Source organism: Micromonospora sp. NPDC047756 (assembly GCF_055587245.1).
Genome location: NZ_JBVJGQ010000002.1, coordinates 147,322 through 167,520 on the forward strand (window position 1 = coordinate 147,322; position 20,199 = coordinate 167,520).

Below are 20,199 nucleotides of genomic sequence, written 5' to 3' on the forward strand. Positions count from 1 at the left end.
GTAGCGGGGCTCGACATCGCATCGGCAGAAATTGCCTATCCGTCTGGTCCACGTCGGGCGCGAACATTCGCATCTGCCCAGCGGGCTTGACCCTGACGCTGCGTCAACCCTCCATGCTGGCTGCCATGAGCAATTCGCCAACAACAGCTCAGGTCGAGCAGTCCATGATCCGCGTGCACGGCCTGGAGAAGTCGTTCAAGGATCTGTTGGTCCTGCGCGGGGTGGACATTGACGTAGCGCAGGGCAGCATCTTCGCTCTGCTCGGCTCGAACGGGGCCGGTAAGACCACCGTGGTGAAGATCCTCTCGACGCTGCTCAAGGCTGACGGGGGGTCCGCCCGGGTCAACGGCTTCGACGTCGCGGTACAGGCTGCTGACGTACGCGAGTCGATCAGCCTCACCGGGCAGTTCGCGGCGGTCGACGAGATCCTCAGCGGGCGGGAGAACCTCGTCCTGGTCGCCAAGCTCCGGCACCTCAACGGCCCGGGTGCCATCGCGGACGACCTGCTGCGTCGCTTCTCGCTGACCGAGGCGGGCAGCCGGAGGGTGGCGACCTACTCCGGTGGCATGCGCCGCCGCCTGGACATCGCGATGAGTCTCATCGGTAGCCCGCCGGTGATCTTCCTTGACGAGCCGACCACCGGGCTCGACCCGCAGGCACGCATCGAGGTGTGGCAGGCCGTCAAGGAACTTGCCAAAGGCGGCACCACCGTACTGCTCACCACGCAGTACCTCGACGAGGCAGAGCACCTCGCCGACCGGATCGCGATCCTGCACGAGGGCCGGATCATCGTGAACGGCACCCTCGACGAGCTCAAGCAACTCCTCCCACCCGCGAAGATCGAGTACGTCGAGAAGCAGCCCAGCCTCGAGGACGTCTTCCTCACTCTCGTCGGCGCTCGCACGAACAAGGAACAGTGATGCACAAGCACTTTGTCGGCGACACCGCCGTTCTCCTGGGACGCTCGCTGCGCCACATCGCCCGCAGCCCGGACACCATCATCACCACCGCGATCATGCCGATCGCGTTCATGCTGCTGTTCGTGTACGTCTTCGGCGGCGCGATCGAGACCGGTTCCGACTCGTACGTGAACTACCTGCTGCCCGGCATCCTGATCATCACGATCGCCTCGGGCATCTCCTACACGGCCTTCCGGCTCTTCATGGACATGAAGGGCGGCATCTTCGAACGGTTCCAGTCCATGCCGATCGCCCGCTCATCGGTGCTGTGGGCGCACGTGCTGACCTCGCTGGTCGCCAATGTGATCTCGCTAGTGGTCGTCGTCCTCGTCGCCGTGATCATGGGCTTCCGCTCGGGGGCGGGCGTGCTGAACTGGCTTGCTGTAGCCGGCATCCTCGTCCTGTTCACCCTGGCGCTGACCTGGATCGCCGTGATCCCCGGCCTCAGCGCGAAGACCCTGGACGGGGCGAGCGCGTTCTCCTACCCGCTCATCGTCCTGCCGTTCGTCAGCTCAGCCTTCGTGCCCACCGAGTCCATGCCCGGTCCGGTACGCGCCTTCGCCGAGCACCAGCCGGTGACCTCCATCGTCAACGCGATCCGGGACCTGTTCACCCAACAGGCCATCGGCACCGACATCTGGATCGCCCTCGCCTGGTGCGTAGGCATCCTCGTCCTCGCCTACGTGTTCGCCAACCTCACCTACCGTCGCAAGATCTCCTGACGATGCCGACCAGGGCCGCACCGTCTGCGGGCAGGATCAGAGGATGCTGACGATCAGTCAACTGGCCGCGTACGCGGGCGTCACGGTGCGGGCGGTGCGCCACTACCACCAGATCGGGCTCCTGCCCGAGCCGGAGCGGGACGCGTCGGGCTACCGGCGATACGGGGCGACAGCAGTCGTGTCGCTCATCAAGATCCGCACCCTCGCTGACGCCGGCGTGCCACTGTCGCAGATCAGCCGGATGCTGGAAGCCGACGCGCCAGCCTTCGCCGAGGCGATCCGCACCATCGACAAGCACCTGTGCGACGAGATCCAACGGCTGGAGACCAGCCGTACGCATATCGCGCAGCTCACCGCCGGGGACAGCCTGGCGCTTCCACCGGAGGTCGCCGCCTATCTCGACCGGCTGCGGGGCATCGGGGCGTCACAGCGGATGGTGGAGGCCGAACGGGACGGGTGGATCCTAGTCGCGGCACGCTGGCCCAGCCGGGTCGTCGAGTGGATGCCCGGCAAGATCGCCGCTCTCGACGATCCGCAGGTCGTCCGGCTCTACCGGGTGCTCTCGGAGATCTTCGAAGGGGACGAGGAGGACGATCCGCGGCTGGCGGAGGCCGCCGACATCATGGCCTGTCTGGCGGAGCAGGCATACGCCGCAGGCCAGGTGGTTCCCGGTGAGGTGGTCGACGACGACCTGCCGCACGACCTGATCGACGCGCTTGCCGTCGAGTCCGACCCGCGGGTGCGGCGGCTGCGGGAGCTGCTGCGCGAGCGCGGCTGGTCCGGGTGGAACCGGATGGAGCGGTTGGCTGAGCCGCCCGGCTGACCTGCCGGCGCGGCTTCGCGCGCCTGACGCCGGCCCTGACGTCCACGGGGGATCAGGCGCACCGTCCTTCGCTGCTCGGCGCGCGACAGACGGTCAGCTGGCCCTGGTGGCGAAGGGGCCGCCGTCGCCGAACGCGAGCCGCGCGAAGTTCTCGGCGATACGGCGATGTCCGGCCGGGTCGGGGTGCACCTCGTCGGGCAGTGGGAGTGCCTCGTAGTCCGCCTCGCCGTACAGGTCGCGTCCGTCGAGGTAGTGCAGGTTCGGGTCATCGGCCGAGCGCTGCTCGACGATCCGGGCGAGTTCGTCACGGATGACGGTGAGGGTCAGCCGCCCAGCGTTGCGCTCGGCGGGATCGCCGGTGGCCTTGAACCGCAGAGTTCCGCCCTCGAAGTCCGGCATGAGAGGACCCGGCGTGTCCTCCTGAACCGGGCACAGGATGGCGGACACGACCAGCAGCGGTGTGGTCGGGTGCCCTTCGCGGACAGTGTCGAGGAAGCCGTGCACCGCCGGGGTGAAGGCGCGTAGCCGCATCACGTCGCTGTTGACGATGTTGATGCCGATCTTGACACTGATCAGGTCCGCGGGGATGTCCCGCATCGCTCGGGCGGTGAACGGGTCGAGCAGCGCGCTCCCGCCGAACCCCAGGTTGACCAACTGCACGCCGCCCTCCGCCGCGGCCAGGGCTGGCCAGATGGCGGTGGGATGATCGGCGTTCGAGCCGTGGCTGATGGAGCTGCCGTGGTGCAGCCACGTCCTGCTTCCGTTGGGCGGCGTCTGCTCGACGGGCGCGTCGGTGCGCAACGCGATCAACTCGGTGATCTCGGTGTGCGGAAGCCAGATTTCGACGTCTTTCTCACCGTCCGGCAGATCAGCGAAGCGGGCGGTGCCGGCCGGCCCTTCGACCAGCACAGAGGTTTGGGTGAACATGTTGGTGACCGTCCGGACGTTGCCGTCGGGCACCGAGGTCTGTGCGGCCAGGCGGCCGTTGATCAGCAGGTCGTAGACGCCGTCGGGTGGGGCCGGGAAGCCTTGGTAGACCCGCTTGGTGGGCAGCGTGTCCAGTTCGATGGTGGTGGCCCGGGTACGGAAAGCCAGCCGCACCCCGGCGGGCTGGGCCTCAGCCATGGCCAGTTGGTCATCGGGGATCTGCTGGCGCGCCCGGGCGGTCAGCCGATGCGGCAGGAGACCGCGCGCGGTCTCCTCCAGATCGACAGAGCCGCGCACGAGGGCCGCGGTGACCGGTGTGGTGATCCACTGATGTTCGGTGGGCATTGCCTCAAGCCTCTCGATCGAGATCTCGATGTTCATCGGCGCACCGCGCTGCGAACCGCTGGCGGTGGTGCGGCCGCGGTCGGGTCAGCGAGCGCTGCGGTTGCGTAACACCGCGTCGAGCGAATCCACGATCCATTCCCAGGATTCCAGCGCGGCGGGAGCGCTGTGTTCGAAACCACCGGCCAGCTCCACGCTGACGTAGCCGTGGAAGACACTGCCCAGCATCCGGACCGCATGGGTCGCGTCCGGCTCGTCCAACCCGTAACCCCGCAGGATCGCCCGAGCCATCTGCGCGTGCCGGACACCCGCGCTGGCGGCCGCCGTTTCCGGACCGAGCCGGAGCCGGGCGGCGGCGTAGCGGCCGGGGTGCTCCCTGGCGTAGTCGCGGTAGGCGTCGGCGAACGCGGCCAGCGCGTCCCTGCCGGCCCGACCGGCGACGGCATCGGCGACGCGGTCGGCGAGCTCCTCCAGCGCGAACAGCGCGATGCGGATCCTGAGGTCCTGCGAGTTCTTCAGGTGCGAGTACAGGCTCGGGACCTTGACGTCGAACCGCCGAGCGAGCGCCGAGACGGTGACCTGGTCGAAGCCGACCTCGTCGGCCAGTTCCGCCCCCGCTCGGGTCAGACGCTCCGGCGTCAGCCCTGGTCTGTCCATCACACCCCCTATCTACCTACGGCAACTATGCTCCTGCCTAATACCTGTAGGCAAATCCGACAGTGAAGGTGAAACTAAGGCACTGGGCGCCACCGTCAGCGGTGATACTGGACCAGGCAGAACTCGTGGTCCTCAGGGTCGGCCATAACGACAACCACGCCGTCGTCGTAGTCGTGCCGCTCGCCGGTGAACCGGCCACCGAGCTTGACGGCCAGGGACATTGCCTCGTCGATCTGGTCGACGGAGATGTCGAGGTGAATCCGCACCTTGCCGGTCCTGGCTTCCGACACCGGCTGGAACACCAGCCGTGGCTGAGGGTCACCGCTTTCACCGAGGTAGACCCAACCCTCCTGCGAGGGACCGGGCTCGCGACCGAGCAGGCCGCTCCAGAACCGGGCTACCCGCTCGGGGTCAAGGCAATCAATCGTCACACCGGACCAGACGTTCGCCATCCACCGATCCTGGCGGAACTCCCGTCACGCGACACCATCCGCCTCCGCGCGCCGTATCGGTCCGTCCGCATGAGCTGACAGAGTTCACGGCATGACCGAGATCCGCGAGTCCCGCACCGCCACCGCGCGGGCCGACCTGGACGACCTCACCAACCGGCTCGCCCGTACCCGGTGCTCCGACGACCTGCCCGGCGCCCGCGACGACCACGGTGCGCCGAGGGCCCGGGTCCGCGTGCTGGCCGCATGCGGGCAGCACGGGTACGACCGGCGGGCATGGGGGAAACGCTGATGGATCGCCGTGCGCTCAACCGGGCCACGCTCGACCGCCAGCTGCTCCTGCGCCGCTCCGACATGAGCGTCCCAGCGGCCCTCGCCCACCTCGTCGGGCTGCAGGCACAGACCCCGCACACCTGGTACGCAGGACTGTGGAGCCGGCTCGCCGACTTCCGGGCGGTCGACGTCGCGGCGCTGCTGGAGAGCCGGGCGGTGGTGAGGATCGCGCTGATGCGGTCCACCATTCACCTGATCGGCGCCGCGGAAGCCGCACGGATTCGGCCGCTCGTGCAGCCGGTGCTGGACCGGGACCTGTTCGCCAACCACACCCACGGGCGGTGGATGCGCGGGCTCGACACGAGTGCGGTGGCGGCACACGCGCACGACCTGCTCGCCGAGCGGGCGATGACGCCCGCCGAGACGGGTGCCGCACTGCTGCGGCGGTGGCCGGACAACAACGCGGCGGCGCTCGCGTACGCGGCGCGTAACCTGCTTCCTCTCGTGCAGACGCCACCTCGCGGGGTGTGGGGCCGTAGCGGCCGTACCGTGCACGCGCTGCTCGACGTCGGGGCGAACCCGCCGCTGCACCCGATGACAATCGACGACCTCGTGCTGCGTTATCTGGGCGCGTACGGCCCGGCGACCGTGGCCGACGCGCAGACCTGGAGCGGCCTCACCCACCTCGCCGAGGTGGTCGACCGGCTCCGGCCGCGGCTGCGGACGTTCCCCGGCGGGTACGTCGACCTGCCCGACGCGCCGCGGCCCCGACCCGGACACCCCGGCACCGGTGCGGTATCTGTACGACTTCGACAACCTGCTGCTGTCCTATCGTGACCGGACGCGGGTGCTCACCGACGAGTTCCGCGAGCGGGCGGTGACCCGGCACGGTCCGGTTCCCCGAGCGGTACTGGTCGACGGGTTCACCGCGGGAGCGTGGACGGTCGCAGCTGCGGCGCTCACCGTTCGACTCTTCGTACCGCTGACTGCCGCCGAGCGCGAGGCGGTGACGGCCGAAGGTGCCGCGCTGCTGGCTTTCCTGCACCCCGACGCCGCGCCCGACGTACGGCTCGTCGAGGAATTCGAATAAGGAGAGGGTGCAGCACACCATCCTTCGTGTCCGCGCCGCTGGGCCAGGGGTCAGTCGAGCAGATAGCTGGCGGGGACCGCGTCGGTCAGCCAGACGCCGTTCGCGCTGCGGTGGAAGACGTGCCCGTCGGCGGCCATCGCCGCCGCGTCGACGGTGAGGATCACGACCCGACCGGCCCGCCTGGCGGCCACCCGATAGGCGGTGTCGGTGTCGGCGGAGAGATGAACGTGGTGCCGGCCGCCGCGGTGCAGGCCGGTGGCCCGGATCGACTCCAGTGCTCCGGCGCCGGTGCCATGATAGAGCCGGTCCGGCGGGGTCACCGGGGGCAGCCCGAGGTCCACCGGCACCGAGTGGCCCTGGTTGGCCCGGATCCGCAGCACCCCGTCGGTGCCGCGCTCGACAGCGAACCGCTGCTTGTCGTTGCCGGCGACGACCGCGTCCAGCTCGGCCCGCTCGATCCGTAGGGCGGCGAGCAGAGCGTCGACGGGAGTCCAACCGGCCGGGTCGAGCACCAGACCGGCCCGGTCGGGATCGTGCCGGAGTGCCTTCGACATCCGTTTGCTCACCTTCACCAGGCGCTCGCGATCCACGGTGGCATTGTGCTCGATTACCGTAGGTCGCATCGAGAGGTTTTCCGACGACACCGAAAACGCGATCTCCTCCGCTGGGCCACTGCAGGATCGTTGCCGGCGACACCGGGACGCCTGATAACCGCTGTCATGCTGACGGCTTAGTGGGGCAGAATCATCAGCCGTGACACTGGTCCTGCCGCCACGCCTGACGGCCTCGGCTCGGAGCTTGCGTGACGCCGCTCATCGACGCGGAATAGGCACCGTCCAGCTCGGCTCCTTCGAAGTGCCCGCCGGACTATGTGCTGATCACCTTCACGCGGGTCCGAGCTTCGCCGATGTCGTCGCACCGTTGCTCGGGATCGCGCCCCTGGAAGCGGAACCTGGCTGGCTGACTGGCCTTCCCCGTGAACTTACCCGCCGTGACATCACCCTGGTCGCCATCGGCGAGGCCTACGAACTTCGTCGACCGGCGTTCATCAAGTCGCCCAACGACAAGAACATCCCGGCGATGATCTACACAGATGGCTCCCGTCTGCCCGGCCCGGATGCTGTCGACCGGCGGACTCCGGTGCTCGTCAGCGACATCGTCGACTTCACCGCCGAATACCGGCTACACGTGCTCGACGCTGTTGTCCACGCCGGCAGCCAGTACGCCGCGCGCGGCCGATTGCACCTCGGCCCTCCGTCGAGCGACGCGCTGGCCTTCGGCGCCGATCTCATCGCCGGCTACGGGCACACGTTGCCCTCCGCCATCGTCGTAGACGTGGGACTGGTCGACGGTCACTGGGCCGTGATCGAGGCAAACGCCGCATGGGCCAGCGGCGCCTACGTAGCGGATCCCGACCTGGTCCTCGATGTCGTCCTTCGAGCGGCAAGCCCAACGGCCTCGGTGACCATCCGCGATCAACAGTTCATCCGACGCGGAGCGCCATCATTGGCTCCGTGACCAGCTTCCCTGCGCAGGCGCGCCACGTCCGCGACAGCACGCTCTCGCCGCAGCGCAGGCTCTCCGCATTGCGAGAGGGCGCTCTGCACTGTGCCCCGTACGGATTCCGTGCCACCTGGCACCACCTGGTCGTCGCCGCCCGTATCCCACGCCGTCTCACCGACGACCTCGACGCGCTCGTGCGTGCCGCCGACGAACTGCAGCGCACACGCGACGTGGTCCCGTCCGGGCCGCGCGTGCCCGACCTGTGGCGTCCATCCGGACGGTCCCGCCGCGCGCTGGCGTGACTTCGCGGCCGAGGAACGCTGGCAACGGATCTGGCGCCGCGAGCTGGACGATCGGCCGTCGCCGCTCGTCTAATGCCGTTGGCTGGGGGGAGAGGGGGGATTTGTCGCTCGGGGTTGGCCACCGCGCCGGCTCAGCGGCTACGTCCCCGACTAGGGTTTATGGCGATGTTTCCCCAGGACGGCCGTGATGCGGCCACGAGCAGGCGAAGACGACGCGACGTGCTGTTGGACAGGAGCGTCGAACGCGCGGCGCTCGATCAGCTCCTCGCGGATGGGCGGGTCGGCGTCAGCGGGGCCCTCGTACTTCGTGGTGAGGCGGGAATCGGCAAGACCGCGCTACTGGATTACGCCCTGGCTCAGGCCGGGGACTGCCGGGTCGTCCAGGCCGCCGGGGTGGAGGCCGAAAGTGAACTCGCGTTTGCCGGCCTGCATCAGATCTGCGCGCCGGTCCTGGACCGCCTTGCGCAGTTGCCGGCTCAGCAGGGCCGTGCGCTGAGCACCGCGTTCGGCCTGAGCGTTGGCGAGGCGCCGGACCTTTTCATGGTTGGTCTGGGCGTGCTCGGCCTGCTTGCTGGCTTCGCCGACGGACAGCCGGTCGTCTGCATCGTTGACGACGCCCAGTGGCTGGACCAGGCTTCGGCCCAGGTCCTCGGGTTCGTGGCCAGGCGGCTGAGAACCGAGTCGCTGATCATGATCTTCGCGGTACGCGCAGACCTCGACAGCGACGACATGCCGGAGCTGAAGGGCCTGCCGGTCATGACCGTCACCGGCCTGACCGACGAGCATTCGCGGGCGTTGCTCGCGTCCACGTTTCTCGGGCCTGTCGACGAGAGGGTGCTCGACCGCATCATCGCCGAGTGCCACGGCAATCCCCTGGCGCTCACCGAACTGCCGCGTGGCTTCACCGCTGCTGAACTCGGCGGCGGCTTCGGAATTGTCAGCCACGACGCTCTGCCTCGCCGCATCGAGGAGAGCTTCCGGCGGCAGATCGCCGCGCTCCCTCCGGACGCCAGGACGTTGCTCCTGGTCGCCGCGGTCGAGCCCGTCGGGGATCCCGTGCTGGTATGGGGCGCTCTCACTCGTATGGGTGTTCCCGTCGAGAGTCATCTCGCCGCTTCCTGGCTCGCCGCGGAATTCGTGGATTTCGGCTTCGGGGTGCGGTTTCGGCACCCCCTGTTGCGCTCGGCGGTTTACCGGGCAGCCAGCGAAACGCACAGGCGAAAGGCACATGCCGCGCTCGCCGACACGATGGAGCCCGGCACGGATCCGGACCGGCGAGCCTGGCACCGGGCGCAGGCAGCCGCAGGCCCCGACGAGGACGTGGCGACCGAGTTGCAGGCGTCCGCCGCTCGGGCCCAGACCCGTGGCGGGTTCGCGGCGGCCGGAGTGTTCCTGGAACGAGCCGCGGAGCTGACTCCGGATCCGGCCCGGCGGGCTTCGCGGCTGTTGGCGGCGGCGCAGGCCCGACACCTGGGCGGTGCTCCGGACGTCGCGCTGCGCCTGCTCGCCGTGGCCGAGGCCGAACATTCATCCGAGCTTGACCGGGCACGCGCGGATCTCCTGCGGGCCGACATCGCCTTCACGGTCGACCGAGGTCGGGAAACGGCCGACCTCTTCCTGAAGGCGGCATCGCGGCTCGAGCCGCTGGACGTCGGTCTCGCCCGGAGCACGTATCTCGACGCACTGCGCGCGGCCTGGTACGCGTCCGACTCCGGCAGCAGCGGCACCCTGGGCGATGTGGCCCGGGCGGCCGCTGCTGCGCCGGTCGCCACAGCGCCGGTGCGGCCCTCGGACCTTCTCCTGGACGGTCTGGCAGTGCGGTACACCGCGGGCTTCGCTGCTGCTGTGCCGAAGATGAAGGAGGCGCTGAAGGCGTTCCAGAACCCGGATCTGGCGAGCGAGGAGGGCCTTCGGTGGATGTGGTTCGCCAGCTCCATCGCTACGGACCTCTGCCAGGACGATGCGGCGGACGTGCTCACCGGCAGCTACGTCCGGCTGGCGCGCGAGAGCGGGGCGTTGGCCGACCTGCCCCTGGCGCTGACGACACGCATCCTCATGCACCTGTTCGCAGGCGACCTGTCCGAGGCATCCGTACTGATCATGGAACTCGACGATGTGGCGGATGGAACCGGGATTCCGGTGCCGAACTACATGGCCCTGTTGCTCGCCGCGTGGCAGGGCGACGAGGCGCGGACCCTCGACTTGGCCGCTGTCAGCACCGCCGACGCCAGCCGCCGCGGTGAAGGGCTGGCCCCGGCCATCGTCGGCTGGGCCCAGGCGTTGCTCTACAACGGTGCGGGCCGGTTCGGTGAGGCGCTGAGCGCAGCTCAGCTGACGATTCAGTCGAGCCTGGAACCCGGGGTGTTGACCGGTGCGCCGCTCGTCGAACTGATCATCGCCGCCGCCCGGAGCGGACAGCCCGAACTCGGGGCTGACGCGTTGGAGCGGCTGTCGATCTCGACGCAGGCGTGCGGCACCGACTGGGCGCTCGGTGTGGAGGCGTGCTGCCGCGCCATGCTGACCAACAGTGCGAGGGCGGAGGAGCTGTACGTCGAGGCGATCGAGCGGCTCAACCGTACGATGATTCGACCGCTGACGGCGCGCGCCCACCTCTACTACGGTGAATGGTTGTGCGAGCTCGGTCGACGCGATGATGGCCGGGACCAGCTTCGGACGGCCTACGACATGTTCGCCGGGATGGGCATGGAGGCGTTTGCCGCCTCAGCCGCTCATCGGCTTGGAATGACCGTCCGTCAACGGCCGAGCAACGACGCCGGCCCGCTGACGCCACAGGAGACCCACATCGTCAAGCTGGCCCGGGAAGGGCTCTCGAACGCGGAGATCGGAACCCGTCTGTTCATCAGTCCACGGACGGTCGAGTGGCATCTGAGTAAGATCTTCGCCAAGTTGGGCATTACCTCACGGCGTCAATTGCGTCGCTGACCCCGGGGACACTGGCGGTGCGGGGAACTCCCGCGCGCACCTGGTCGCGATCGGCAACAGCCTGCCGTCTCGGGTCGCTCACCCACGAAGCACACTGGAGTCGCATGTCGCAGAGTCGTCTCGTCGCGACCAACGGTATCAATATCAGGATATCGGAGGCGGGCGACGGGCCTCTCGTCCTCCTGCTGCACGGTTTTCCGGAGTCGGCTCACTCGTGGCGGCACCAGATTCGCCCGTTGGTGGAGGCTGGCTACCGAGTGGTCGCTCCCGAGCAACGAGGCTATGGCGACAGCTCGCATCCGGCAGCGGTCGACGCTTATTCGATCATGCATCTGGTTGCCGACATCACCGGCCTCATGCGGGAGCTGGAGGCCCAGGATGCCGTGCTGGTCGGCCACGACTGGGGCGCCACTGTCGCGTGGAACATCGCCCTTATGCGTCCTGACCTCATCCGGGGGGTCGTGGGGCTCAGTGTTCCCCCGTATCTGCGGGGAGAGGCTGGACAGCTGAGCACCATGCGCGCGATGCACCGCGGGCGGTTCTACATCAACTACATGGAGGAGCCTGGCGTCGCGGACGAAGAGTTCGGCCGAGACCCGATGACGAGCTTGCGTCGTACCTTCTATGGCGTGAGCGGGGACAACCCGGCGAACCGCGCGCCCCGGGACATGCTGGTCCCCGTCGGTGGTGGGCTGCTGGAGGCGATCGACCCGGAGCACAGCGCGGCGCTGCCGGGCTGGCTGACCGAGGAGGACCTGCGGGTTTATGCCGCCCAGTTCGAGGACGGCTTCACCGGAGCATTCAACTGGTATCGCAACCTCGACCGCAACTGGGAACTCACCGCTGCCTTCGACGGGATCCGTCTGCCGATGCCCGCGCTGTTCGTCTCGGGCGATCTGGACCCGGTACTGGCGTTCCGTGGTCTCGAAGACTATGTGCGGACCCTTCCCCGTCGGCATGACCACTTCGCGGAGCCGATTTTCCTGCCGGGGTGCGGACACTGGATTCAGCAGGAACGCCCGCAGGAGGTCAACCGTTTGCTGCTCCAGTTTCTTGCGGCTCTCTGACAGACCATCCGGCCACTGACCGGTCCGGCCGCGGAACGGCCGGACCGGCAGTGGCGTCCTCGATCGGGACCGGTTCGTCCGGCCGGTCAGTCGGCTCGCGTCCTCAGCGCCGCACTGCTCTGCCCGCACGAGCTGTCAGGATGTCCGCGACCTGGTCCGGCGCTGACAGCATCGGTGAGTGGCCCGTCCCAATCCGCACGACGTCGCTCGTCTGCGACGCGTACTGCTCCTGCAGGGGGACCGGGAACTGCTTGTCCTCGGTGCAGATCACGTAGGTCGAGGGGACCCTGCGCCAGGCCGCCCGCGTCGTCGGCTGGACACACGACAGCAGGCTCTGGTCGACGAGTTGGTCGATGGCCACCTTCGCGTCGACGTCCGAGAGGTCCGAGTAGAACGTCTCCCGCGGATTTCCGTACGCCTCGCGCGGCGCGAGGCCGCTGGGGTCGTCGGGAACCGGAATGCCGAAGGCCGTCGCGGCGGAAACCCCTTCGGCCGGCATGAACGCGGCGACGTAGATCAGACGGACGAGGTTCGGGTGGTCATCGCCGAGCTGGGTGATGGTCAGGCCTGCGTGGGAGTGACCGACCACCACGACCGGGCCTTCGATCTCCCGCAGCCTCGCGGCCAGCGCGTCGGCATCCTCGTACAGCCCTGCCGTGGGCTGTTTGCCCGCGCTGGGCATGCTGATCGCCTCGGACGTCCATCCCTGGGCGTCGAGAAGGCCTTGTACGGGCAGCCAGGCGGACGCGGTGTGGTAGCCGCCGTGCACGAGCAGGAAGGACGGGGGAGGGGCGGAGTCAAGCAAGGTGGAACTCCTTCTATTGGACATGCGACCGCCTAGGAGCGGTGCTGGTCGGCCAGCCGGAGAGCGGCCAGCAGGGCAAGGACGCCCATTCCGTAGATGGCGGAGAGGGCCGAGCTTTCGTAGACGTCCGTGGAGCGCCACAGGTGTCCGGTGGCATCCATGACGTGTGCTGGCACACCGTCGTGGCCGCCGGTCAGCCAGGTGACGACGTAGTCGCCGGCCACCACCACGTACGCGACGATCGGTAGCGGGAGGTAGCCACCGCGCGTCCGTCCGAGGCTGTCGGCCTCGGGTCCCCACCGGCGCAGGTACAGCGCGAAGAGCTGGTAGAAGACGTAGACGGTCAGGCTCCAGCCCAGGAAGTTCGTGAGCGGCACGCCGAAGTACCCACCGCCGTCCTCCCACTCCCAGCGACCCCGCAGGGTCGACGACGACGGATCCAGGGCCAGATCCCAGGCCACCATCGCGAAGGAGGCGACGAGAGGTGTGCCGATGACTGCGACGACAGGGCTGCCCCGGTGCACCGGGCGGAACAGGATGCTGGCGATGGACCAGGCCATGTAGCCGACGGCGACGTAGGCCGGCCCGATCAGCACGGGCACCTCGATCAGCTTGGCGCCCAGCTCGTCGGTGTAGTGATAGTGGCCGAACGGCACGCCGGTCAGCACGCCGATGTCCTCGATGACGTTGCTGACCACCAGCGCCAGCAGGAGGAAGACCAGAATCCCCCGCCATCGGTAGGCCACGGCGCCGTGCGACAGGGCGAACGTCAGCTCCATCAGCAGGCTCACCACGGTCACCACCGAGCCTGCCAGAGGCAAGGGGATCAGGTTCGCGATCGCGTCCACGCCGACGGCGAACCACATCACGACGAGGACTGCCCGGGTGGGGCGCCGCCGTTCGCGCCGACCCCCGGCCTCGATCTGTTGGATTTGAGCACTCACAACCAACAGGTACGAAGCGACGCGGGCGAAGTTCTCCCGGTGTGAGAGATCACAGAGGTGGGCTCGTCTGACGAAGTTCAGGTTGCCTTGCGCGCCGGACGTGGTGGCGTTTCACGCCGCGGCGGGTGCGTTCTCCGCTCGATCAGCGCAGCAGGCAGATGACGACGCGCAGCCCGTCGGGTTCGGGCTGCGCGTCGTGTTCGCCGATGTCAACTGGTGATGGCGCCCATGACGGCGGCATTCGTCCCGCCGTTCTCCGCCCGGTCCGCAGCCTTACGAGCCTCTTGCGGGGTAGCTCCTCGTGCGGATGCCCGCAGGTACGCCTCCTGGCGCCGCTGCTGGATCTGCTTGTTTCGCCGGTCCTTGAGCCTGCTCCATATGGTCATGACAAGATCCTTTCCAGATCGGGGCGGCGACAAACCGCGAGGTCCCGTCGTGCAGCGGGCTGAGGCGGCAGGCGACGCGCAACGTGTCGGTAGGCGCAGGCCGATCGACACCTGACGGGAGCCCCGGGGTTGATCCGGGGTCAATACGGACTCGCTCGAGGCGGCCGACTGCGACAGTGGCCGAAGCTGACCCGACTGTGCGATCCCGAAAGGCGAGAAGGATGGAAAATTCCGAGTTCGAGGGCTCCGCGGGCAGGACCTACGACGTGATCGTCATCGGCGGTGGTCCCGTCGGACAGAGCGTCGCCGCTCGCGCCACGGCAGCTGGCCTGACCGTGGCGCTGGTCGAGAGGGAACTCGTCGGCGGTGAGTGTTCCTACTGGGCGTGCATTCCGAGCAAGGCGATGCTTCGCCCGGTCGTGGCGGTGGACGAGGCTCGCCGGCTCGACGGTGCACGGCAGGCCGTCACGGGGCCCGTCGACGCTGCCGGCGTGTTCCGCCGCCGGGACCTCGCCGTCACCGGGTGGGACGACTCCGGGCAGGCGCGGTGGGTCAAGGACATCGGCGCCGACCTGTTTCGCGGCCACGGCCGTGTCGACGGTCCACGTCGTGTCGCCGTCGTGACCCCGGAGGAGCAGATCGTCGGTCTGACGGCCCGACACGCGGTAGTGCTCTGTACCGGCAGCCGCGCGGCGATCCCGGACATGCCGGGTATCGCCGAGGCGTTGGTCTGGACGAACCGGACCGCCACCGACACATCGGCCGTTCCCGCCCGCTTGGCCGTCATCGGTGGCGGCGCGGTCGGTGTGGAGATGGCCACCGCCTGGCAGGGGCTGGGGTCCGCGGTGACGCTGCTGGCGCGAGAGTCGCGTCTCCTACCGCGGCTCGAATCCTTCGCCGGCGAGATGGTCGGCGCGGGTCTGCGGAAGGCGGGGGTCGACGTCCGACAGGGTGCGACCGTGATGTCGATGCGCCGGCCGTCACCCACCGGTCCCGTGACGCTGGTGCTCGACGATGACACCGAGGTGGAAGCGGACGAGGTGCTCGTTGCCGTCGGACGCGTCCCGCTCACCGGCGACATCGGTCTTGAGACGGTGGGACTCAGGCCGGGGTCCTGGCTCGACGTGGACGACACCTGCCGGGTTCACGGCGTCGAGGGCGGCTGGCTGTACGCGATCGGTGACGTCAACCACCGCGCACTGTTGACCCACCAGGGCAAGTACCAGGCCCGCGTCGTCGGCAACGCCATCGCGTCCGTTGCCGCAGGTCAGGCCCTGGACACCTCAGCCTGGGGTCCGCACGCGGCTACGGCTGACGTGCACGCCCTACCGCAGGTCATCTTCACCGATCCCGAGGTCGCGGCGGTCGGGCTCGCCGCTGAGCAGGCGCGCCGCAATGGTCATGACGTGCGGGTCGTCGACGTCGACATGGCGGCAACCGTTGCTGGCGCTCGTCTGTTCGCGGACGACTACGAGGGCCGTGCCCGGATGGTCGTCGACAGCGCAACCGAGCACATCCTCGGGGTGACCTTCGTGGGGCTCGGAGTCGCCGAACTGCTTCACTCGGCCACGGTGGCCGTGGCCGGTCAGGTGCCCATCAGCCGGTTGTGGCATGCCGTGCCGTCGTTTCCGACGGTCAGCGAGGTGTGGCTGCGGCTGCTGGAGGCGTACCGGGACGGAAAAGACGGTTGAGCCAGCATCACTGCCCTGCGGGAATCCGCCCGCAGGGCAGGTGACAACCGGCTTGCGGATGCCGCTGGCCGGCCCGCCCCGATATCGACGCTGCTACAGCTTCGCGCGGGACCTGATGCCGAGTTTGGCGAAGGCCTTATACAGGTGATATTCCACAGTACGGGTGCTGATGGCCAACTGTGCGGCGATCTCGGCATTGCTCGACCCGGCCCGAGCCAACGTTGCGACCTGGGTCTCCTGCGGGGTCAGCTGCCGTCGAGCCCCGCCGGTCTGCTGACGCGTGTTCTCCCCGGTCGCGAGCAGTTCCCGGCGGGCCCGCTCGACGAAGGCGTCGGCGCCGACCTCGCCGAAATGCCCGCTCGCTGAGCGCAGCTGAGCCCGCGCTTCGACGCGGCGGTTACGCCGACGCAACCACTCGCCGTAGAGCAGTTCGGCCCGTGCCAGCCGATCGAGCAGGCCGGTGCGACCGAGCCGCTCGATGGCCTCCCGGTAGGAAGCCTCCGCGTCCCGCTCCTTGGCGAGTAGCGCCTCGGCGGTTGCCTGGACGCCCATCGCCCAGTCGCTCCCCGCCGCTGTGGTGCGCCGCGAGAGCCGGGCCGCGGCTTCTGCGGCCGAATTCTCGTCACCCGAGCGGACCGCCGCTTCGACCAGCTCGATCAGCGCCCCGCCGGTGAAGCCGGGATGCTCCGACCGTAGCGCCGTGCGAGCCGCCCCGACGGCCAGGTCGTACCGCCCTGCCGCGTTGTGCAGCGCCGCAGCCGCGAGCGCCTCGGCGGTCCCGCTGTCGTGACCGCGAGCCCGCGGGGGAATCAGCGAGAGCCGGTTGTCGGGTCGTGGGCCTCGTCCGGTCGCGAGGTGACGCTGAGCCAGGTCTCGCCACGCCTGGCTGTCCCACACGTCCGCGGCGAGCAGACCCGCGAGGCCGAGCCACCGCGCCTCCCGAGGGTCGAGAGAGGGCTCCCGGAAAGCCGAGATTGCGGCCCGCAGCGGGGCAACCGAGCGGGCGTAGCCGTCGAGTGCCCGCGTGGCCAGCCCGAACAGAAGCTGGTCGGCCGGTCCGCAGCCGCTTTCGCACACGGCCGCTCGGGCCTCGGTCGCCGTGACGAGCAGCAGCGCGCGATCCGTGGGCCCGCTGGCGAGCATCGCTGCGAGGAGGGCATCGAGGTACGCCTCCCGTGCGTCGGCCGGGTCGAGTGGCCACAGTCGCCGGGCGGCCTCCAGCAGGTGGCGTGCGGGCTCCTCGCCGGAGCACAGGGCGGTCTGGATCCGAGCCCGGTGCCAGTTGCGCCGAGCGGCGCTGACGGCGTCCTGCGACTCCGGCGTCACGCTGGCCAGGAGCCGCTGGGCACCGGCGACGTCGCCGTGGTCGTACATCGCCGCCGACGCCGCGAGCGCGCGGTCGGCGCGTACGGCCGGCTCGCTGGTGAGCAGGGCGGCCCTCTCGAGGAATGCGGCACGGGCCGCTGTGCCGCCGCGCGTCTGCGCCAGGTCGGCGTGGGTCGCGAGATCATCGGCGAGAGCGTCGTCGTGGGCGGTGGCCGCCAGGCCGAGGTGCCACAGTCGCCGCGTCGGATCGCCGGTCGTGTTCTCGGCGAGCGTGCGGTGGATCAGTCGCCGTTCACCGGGCACGGCCGAGTGGTAGCTGACCGATCTCAGCTCTGGACAGGCGAAGGTGACATGATCACCGACCTCGACCAGATGGGCCGCGACGAGGATTTCCGGGTCGGCGCCCAGCGCGGCGGTCACCCGCTCGAAGAGTGCGACGTCACCGGTCGGGTCGGCCGCCGCGGCGAGCAGCAGCCGCCGCGACACCGGGGTGAGCTGTCCGATACGGCTCGGACAGTCGCCCGCGTGCGAGCACGAACGGGCGCGACGTGGGCCGGGGATCGCGAATCCACCGCCGAGCTCGCTGCGATCGATCGGCCGCGCGTGGATCGCCGGGAACTGCCCGAATGGGGCGAGCCGCGGCGTACGCACGCCGGCGATCACGATCATCAGGGCTCGCTGGGTTGCGTGGGCGGCGACGAAGGCCAGAACCTCGGCGGTGGCCTCATCCAGCCAGTGGGCGTCGTCGACGGCGGCGCAGACGGGCTGCGCCTGGGCGATGCCGCTGAGCAACTCGAGCACAGCGGGCGCGACCACCCCAACGCGGGGCCTGGGCTCGTCGATCAGGCCGAATGCGGCCTTCAGCGTCGCGAGATGAGCGCTCGGAAGGAACGCGCAACCCTCAAGCAGCTCACCACAGAGCAGATGCAGCGCCGCGAAGGGGATCTCCTGCTCGGCAGCGACCGGCCGAATCCGGAGCACGCGGAGATTGGCAGCCTGGTCGATCAGCTGGTCCAAGGCTGCTGAGCTGCGGTGTCCGACGATGCGCACCCCACCGCCGCAACCGGCGGCCGTACGCCGCCTCAGCTCTTCGAGCCGGAACTCGTCAGGCCCGTGGAGCGGCGGTCGAGGGCTTGCCGGCAGACCCTCGGCGTCTCGGTCAACGTCCATCGGGCAATCCTGCGCGCCGTCGGCCGCATCGAGCCACTGGTGCGCCACCGGTCGTACCCCCGGACGTGGCAACCTTCCCCCGGGGATGCCCGCGAACAGGACAATATGCCTGAAAGGTACGGCCAGCCTCGCTGCTGACTGACGTGTCGCCCGGCACCCCCGGGTCGAGACCGGGGGTCGACCCGGGGCTGATTCGGAGGCGAAGCCCTTTCTCGCCGAGCCAAGCTCGCAGCCGTACAGGTCGAAGACCGCACTGACGGTCCACCGCAGTGAAGAGGAGGAGTCGTGCCGAACGTTCACCACCGGTATGCCTCAGTGGCAGGGCGTCAACTGTTCTACCGGGAGGCCGGCCCGACCGACGCGCCGACCGTGGTCCTCCTGCACGGGTTCCCGACGTCGTCGTTCATGTTCCGCAACCTGATCCCGGCGCTGGCCGATCGCTATCACGTCATCGCGCCCGACCACCTCGGGTTCGGGTTGTCGGACGCTCCCGCGGCCGACGAGTTCGGCTACACCTTCGACGCGTTGACCGACCTCACCGCCGACCTGCTCAAGCAGCTCGGCATCGCGCGGTACGCCATCTACGTCCAGGACTACGGGGCGCCCGTCGGATTCCGGCTGGCCCTGCGCGACCCCGGGGCGATCACGGCGATCATCACGCAGAACGGCAACGGGTACGAGGAGGGCTTCGTCGACAGCTTCTGGCAGACGGTGTGGAACTACCAGAAGGAGCAGACCCCGGAGACCGAGTCCGCCATCCGTGCGGCGCTCACCCTGGACGTGACCCGCTGGCAGTACCTCACCGGCACGCCCGACGAGACCCTGGTCAGCCCGGACACCTGGCACCACGACTACGCCCTGCTGAGCCGCCCCGGCAACGACGACATCCAGCTTGCCCTGTTCCGCGACTACGCCACCAACCCGCCGCTCTACCCCCGTCTGCACGAGTACCTGCGCAGCAGTGGCGTGCCGGTGCTGGCGGTGTGGGGCCGTGGTGACGAGATCTTCGGCCCGGACGGTGCGCGGGCCTTCGCCGCCGACGCCACCGACGCCGAGATCCACCTGCTCGACGGCGGGCATTTCCTGCTCGAAAGCGCCGGCGACGAGGTTGCCACGATCATCCGCGACTTCCTCGGCCGCAGGCTGTCCGTGGCCATGCCCGACAGTGGGAAGGCGACCACGCGGTCCAGGAGTTCCTGATGACCAGTCCTGCTCCGCGCCCCGACGACGTGGACACGTTGCGGCAGATCTTCGAGGAACGCTCCGGCGTCCTGCTCCGGTATCTCAAACGAATCAACATCTACCGGCCGCAGATCGTCGAAGACCTCCTGCAGGAAACGATGCTGAAGGTCTGGCGGCACATCGGCGACGTCCCCGTCGACGAGGACCACATCCAGCCATGGCTCTTCACGATCGCTCGTAACGTGTCGGCGGACGAGGCGCGCAAGCGCGTACGGCGGCCCCAGGAGTTCCAGGGCGAACGCGAACTACAGAACTACGCCTCGCCAGCGGACCCGATGGACTTCGTGGTGGCCCGCGAGTCCATGTTGGACGCGTTCCGCAAGCTGAGCCCCGAGCGCCGCAGAGCGTTCGAGGAGGTCTACCTCCAGAGCCGCAGCGCAGGCGACGCCGCCGACCTCCTCAGCGTGCCGATCGGGACGGTCAAGTCGCGAGCCTTCCACGCGATGAGCTCCCTGAGATCAGCGGTTCTCTCCGCCTGACGATGCCGGCACGCCGAGCCCGGGGCTGGCCGGTGGACCTGCGGAAGCGGACGGCAAGGCTCTCACCCGACCGGACCGGTCACGAGGAAAGCGAAGCGG

At 69.1% G+C, this 20,199-nt stretch carries 22 protein-coding genes; 14 read left to right on the top strand and 8 right to left on the bottom strand.

Annotation, left to right across the window (positions count from 1 at the left end):
* Nucleotides 1-125 precede the first annotated feature (125 nt).
* From ACZ6NZ_RS05840 to ACZ6NZ_RS05850, 3 genes are read left to right on the top strand one after another with little or no spacing between them, the layout of a single operon-like run.
* Nucleotides 126-920, top strand: a complete 795-nt coding sequence (locus ACZ6NZ_RS05840; RefSeq protein ID WP_465856151.1) for an ABC transporter ATP-binding protein — start codon at nt 126-128, stop codon at nt 918-920.
* Nucleotides 920-1,681 (top strand): ABC transporter permease, encoded by a 762-nt coding sequence (locus ACZ6NZ_RS05845; RefSeq protein WP_465856153.1) that lies wholly within the window; start codon nt 920-922, stop codon nt 1,679-1,681. The genes ACZ6NZ_RS05840 and ACZ6NZ_RS05845 overlap by 1 nt, the downstream gene beginning before the upstream one ends.
* Nucleotides 1,682-1,724: 43 nt before the next feature.
* A complete protein-coding gene (locus ACZ6NZ_RS05850; protein WP_465856155.1) occupies nt 1,725-2,504 on the top strand; it encodes a MerR family transcriptional regulator in 780 nt (259 codons plus the stop codon).
* Between the two features lie 93 nt (nt 2,505-2,597).
* On the opposite strand, the gene ACZ6NZ_RS05855 is transcribed toward ACZ6NZ_RS05850, so the two are convergent.
* The 3 genes from ACZ6NZ_RS05855 to ACZ6NZ_RS05865 all read right to left on the bottom strand — a co-directional run bounded on the left by ACZ6NZ_RS05855 (nt 2,598) and on the right by ACZ6NZ_RS05865 (nt 4,882).
* On the bottom strand, nt 2,598-3,812 hold the full coding sequence (locus tag ACZ6NZ_RS05855) for a GDSL-type esterase/lipase family protein (RefSeq protein WP_465856157.1): 1,215 nt from the start codon (nt 3,810-3,812) through the stop codon (nt 2,598-2,600).
* Nucleotides 3,813-3,860: 48 nt separating this feature from the next.
* Nucleotides 3,861-4,430, bottom strand: coding sequence for a TetR/AcrR family transcriptional regulator (locus ACZ6NZ_RS05860; protein ID WP_465856160.1), 570 nt, complete (start codon nt 4,428-4,430; stop codon nt 3,861-3,863).
* 95 nt (nt 4,431-4,525) lie between these two features.
* Nucleotides 4,526-4,882, bottom strand: coding sequence for a VOC family protein (locus ACZ6NZ_RS05865; RefSeq protein ID WP_465856162.1), 357 nt, complete (start codon nt 4,880-4,882; stop codon nt 4,526-4,528).
* 91 nt (nt 4,883-4,973) lie between these two features.
* Between ACZ6NZ_RS05865 and ACZ6NZ_RS05870 the strand changes: the two genes are divergently transcribed.
* Genes ACZ6NZ_RS05870 through ACZ6NZ_RS05880 form a run of 3 tightly spaced genes read left to right on the top strand, consistent with a single transcriptional unit; the run spans nt 4,974 to nt 6,242 of the window.
* On the top strand, nt 4,974-5,171 hold the full coding sequence (locus tag ACZ6NZ_RS05870; protein WP_465856164.1) for a hypothetical protein: 198 nt from the start codon (nt 4,974-4,976) through the stop codon (nt 5,169-5,171).
* A complete protein-coding gene (locus ACZ6NZ_RS05875; RefSeq protein ID WP_465856166.1) occupies nt 5,171-5,989 on the top strand; it encodes a DNA glycosylase AlkZ-like family protein in 819 nt (272 codons plus the stop codon). Before ACZ6NZ_RS05870 ends, ACZ6NZ_RS05875 begins: the two co-directional genes overlap by 1 nt.
* Entirely contained in the window at nt 5,943-6,242 is a 300-nt protein-coding gene (locus ACZ6NZ_RS05880; RefSeq protein ID WP_465856168.1) for a DNA glycosylase AlkZ-like family protein, read from the top strand. The genes ACZ6NZ_RS05875 and ACZ6NZ_RS05880 overlap by 47 nt, the downstream gene beginning before the upstream one ends.
* A gap of 50 nt (nt 6,243-6,292) precedes the next feature.
* Here ACZ6NZ_RS05880 and ACZ6NZ_RS05885 read toward each other — a convergent pair whose 3' ends face one another.
* Nucleotides 6,293-6,865, bottom strand: coding sequence for an RNA 2'-phosphotransferase (locus ACZ6NZ_RS05885; protein WP_465856170.1), 573 nt, complete (start codon nt 6,863-6,865; stop codon nt 6,293-6,295).
* A 130-nt stretch (nt 6,866-6,995) separates the two neighbouring features.
* Between ACZ6NZ_RS05885 and ACZ6NZ_RS05890 the strand changes: the two genes are divergently transcribed.
* The 4 genes from ACZ6NZ_RS05890 (at nt 6,996) to ACZ6NZ_RS05905 (ending at nt 12,057) form a co-directional block, all read left to right on the top strand.
* Nucleotides 6,996-7,760, top strand: a complete 765-nt coding sequence (locus tag ACZ6NZ_RS05890) for an ATP-grasp domain-containing protein (RefSeq protein ID WP_465856172.1) — start codon at nt 6,996-6,998, stop codon at nt 7,758-7,760.
* The gene (locus ACZ6NZ_RS05895; protein WP_465856174.1) at nt 7,757-8,047 is read left to right on the top strand and encodes a hypothetical protein; all 291 of its coding nucleotides are present in this window, start codon (nt 7,757-7,759) and stop codon (nt 8,045-8,047) included. Before ACZ6NZ_RS05890 ends, ACZ6NZ_RS05895 begins: the two co-directional genes overlap by 4 nt.
* Before the next feature lie 165 nt (nt 8,048-8,212).
* Entirely contained in the window at nt 8,213-10,990 is a 2,778-nt protein-coding gene (locus ACZ6NZ_RS05900; protein ID WP_465856176.1) for a helix-turn-helix transcriptional regulator, read from the top strand.
* A gap of 104 nt (nt 10,991-11,094) precedes the next feature.
* Entirely contained in the window at nt 11,095-12,057 is a 963-nt protein-coding gene (locus tag ACZ6NZ_RS05905) for an alpha/beta fold hydrolase (RefSeq protein ID WP_465856178.1), read from the top strand.
* A 103-nt stretch (nt 12,058-12,160) separates the two neighbouring features.
* Here the strand turns inward: ACZ6NZ_RS05905 and ACZ6NZ_RS05910 are convergent, their stop codons facing one another.
* The 3 genes from ACZ6NZ_RS05910 to ACZ6NZ_RS05920 all read right to left on the bottom strand — a co-directional run bounded on the left by ACZ6NZ_RS05910 (nt 12,161) and on the right by ACZ6NZ_RS05920 (nt 14,192).
* Nucleotides 12,161-12,886, bottom strand: a complete 726-nt coding sequence (locus ACZ6NZ_RS05910; protein WP_465856180.1) for an alpha/beta hydrolase — start codon at nt 12,884-12,886, stop codon at nt 12,161-12,163.
* An 8-nt stretch (nt 12,887-12,894) separates the two neighbouring features.
* Nucleotides 12,895-13,806, bottom strand: coding sequence for a carotenoid biosynthesis protein (locus ACZ6NZ_RS05915; protein WP_465856182.1), 912 nt, complete (start codon nt 13,804-13,806; stop codon nt 12,895-12,897).
* A gap of 209 nt (nt 13,807-14,015) precedes the next feature.
* Nucleotides 14,016-14,192 carry a hypothetical protein gene (locus tag ACZ6NZ_RS05920; protein WP_465856184.1) on the bottom strand — a complete coding sequence of 59 codons (177 nt, stop codon included), beginning with the start codon at nt 14,190-14,192 and terminating at the stop codon, nt 14,016-14,018.
* Nucleotides 14,193-14,413: 221 nt separating this feature from the next.
* Here ACZ6NZ_RS05920 and ACZ6NZ_RS05925 point away from each other — a divergent pair, with 221 nt between their 5' ends.
* On the top strand, nt 14,414-15,883 hold the full coding sequence (locus ACZ6NZ_RS05925) for a dihydrolipoyl dehydrogenase family protein (protein WP_465856186.1): 1,470 nt from the start codon (nt 14,414-14,416) through the stop codon (nt 15,881-15,883).
* A gap of 93 nt (nt 15,884-15,976) precedes the next feature.
* Here the strand turns inward: ACZ6NZ_RS05925 and ACZ6NZ_RS05930 are convergent, their stop codons facing one another.
* On the bottom strand, nt 15,977-17,512 hold the full coding sequence (locus ACZ6NZ_RS05930; RefSeq protein WP_465856188.1) for a LuxR C-terminal-related transcriptional regulator: 1,536 nt from the start codon (nt 17,510-17,512) through the stop codon (nt 15,977-15,979).
* Nucleotides 17,513-17,560: 48 nt separating this feature from the next.
* Between ACZ6NZ_RS05930 and ACZ6NZ_RS05935 the strand changes: the two genes are divergently transcribed.
* From ACZ6NZ_RS05935 to ACZ6NZ_RS05945, 3 genes are all read left to right on the top strand, one after another.
* Entirely contained in the window at nt 17,561-18,235 is a 675-nt protein-coding gene (locus ACZ6NZ_RS05935) for a hypothetical protein (RefSeq protein WP_465856190.1), read from the top strand.
* A 429-nt stretch (nt 18,236-18,664) separates the two neighbouring features.
* On the top strand, nt 18,665-19,579 hold the full coding sequence (locus ACZ6NZ_RS05940; RefSeq protein WP_465856192.1) for an alpha/beta fold hydrolase: 915 nt from the start codon (nt 18,665-18,667) through the stop codon (nt 19,577-19,579).
* Nucleotides 19,579-20,100, top strand: a complete 522-nt coding sequence (locus ACZ6NZ_RS05945) for a sigma-70 family RNA polymerase sigma factor (RefSeq protein ID WP_465856194.1) — start codon at nt 19,579-19,581, stop codon at nt 20,098-20,100. The genes ACZ6NZ_RS05940 and ACZ6NZ_RS05945 overlap by 1 nt, the downstream gene beginning before the upstream one ends.
* Nucleotides 20,101-20,199: the final 99 nt, after the last annotated feature.

Bases quoted from the DNA above. Each gene is read 5' to 3' on its own strand.
- ACZ6NZ_RS05870 (WP_465856164.1), top strand. From the start codon at position 4,974: ATGACCGAGATCCGCGAGTCCCGCACCGCCACCGCGCGGGCCGACCTG.
- ACZ6NZ_RS05865 (WP_465856162.1), bottom strand. From the start codon at position 4,882: ATGGCGAACGTCTGGTCCGGTGTGACGATTGATTGCCTTGACCCCGAG.
- ACZ6NZ_RS05840 (WP_465856151.1), top strand. From the start codon at position 126: ATGAGCAATTCGCCAACAACAGCTCAGGTCGAGCAGTCCATGATCCGC.
- ACZ6NZ_RS05925 (WP_465856186.1), top strand. From the start codon at position 14,414: ATGGAAAATTCCGAGTTCGAGGGCTCCGCGGGCAGGACCTACGACGTG.
- ACZ6NZ_RS05945 (WP_465856194.1), top strand. From the start codon at position 19,579: ATGACCAGTCCTGCTCCGCGCCCCGACGACGTGGACACGTTGCGGCAG.
- ACZ6NZ_RS05900 (WP_465856176.1), top strand. From the start codon at position 8,213: ATGTTTCCCCAGGACGGCCGTGATGCGGCCACGAGCAGGCGAAGACGA.
- ACZ6NZ_RS05850 (WP_465856155.1), top strand. From the start codon at position 1,725: ATGCTGACGATCAGTCAACTGGCCGCGTACGCGGGCGTCACGGTGCGG.
- ACZ6NZ_RS05920 (WP_465856184.1), bottom strand. From the start codon at position 14,192: ATGACCATATGGAGCAGGCTCAAGGACCGGCGAAACAAGCAGATCCAG.
- ACZ6NZ_RS05905 (WP_465856178.1), top strand. From the start codon at position 11,095: ATGTCGCAGAGTCGTCTCGTCGCGACCAACGGTATCAATATCAGGATA.
- ACZ6NZ_RS05910 (WP_465856180.1), bottom strand. From the start codon at position 12,886: ATGTCCAATAGAAGGAGTTCCACCTTGCTTGACTCCGCCCCTCCCCCG.
- ACZ6NZ_RS05935 (WP_465856190.1), top strand. From the start codon at position 17,561: ATGATCACCGACCTCGACCAGATGGGCCGCGACGAGGATTTCCGGGTC.
- ACZ6NZ_RS05845 (WP_465856153.1), top strand. From the start codon at position 920: ATGCACAAGCACTTTGTCGGCGACACCGCCGTTCTCCTGGGACGCTCG.
- ACZ6NZ_RS05855 (WP_465856157.1), bottom strand. From the start codon at position 3,812: ATGAACATCGAGATCTCGATCGAGAGGCTTGAGGCAATGCCCACCGAA.
- ACZ6NZ_RS05860 (WP_465856160.1), bottom strand. From the start codon at position 4,430: ATGGACAGACCAGGGCTGACGCCGGAGCGTCTGACCCGAGCGGGGGCG.
- ACZ6NZ_RS05875 (WP_465856166.1), top strand. From the start codon at position 5,171: ATGGATCGCCGTGCGCTCAACCGGGCCACGCTCGACCGCCAGCTGCTC.
- ACZ6NZ_RS05885 (WP_465856170.1), bottom strand. From the start codon at position 6,865: ATGCGACCTACGGTAATCGAGCACAATGCCACCGTGGATCGCGAGCGC.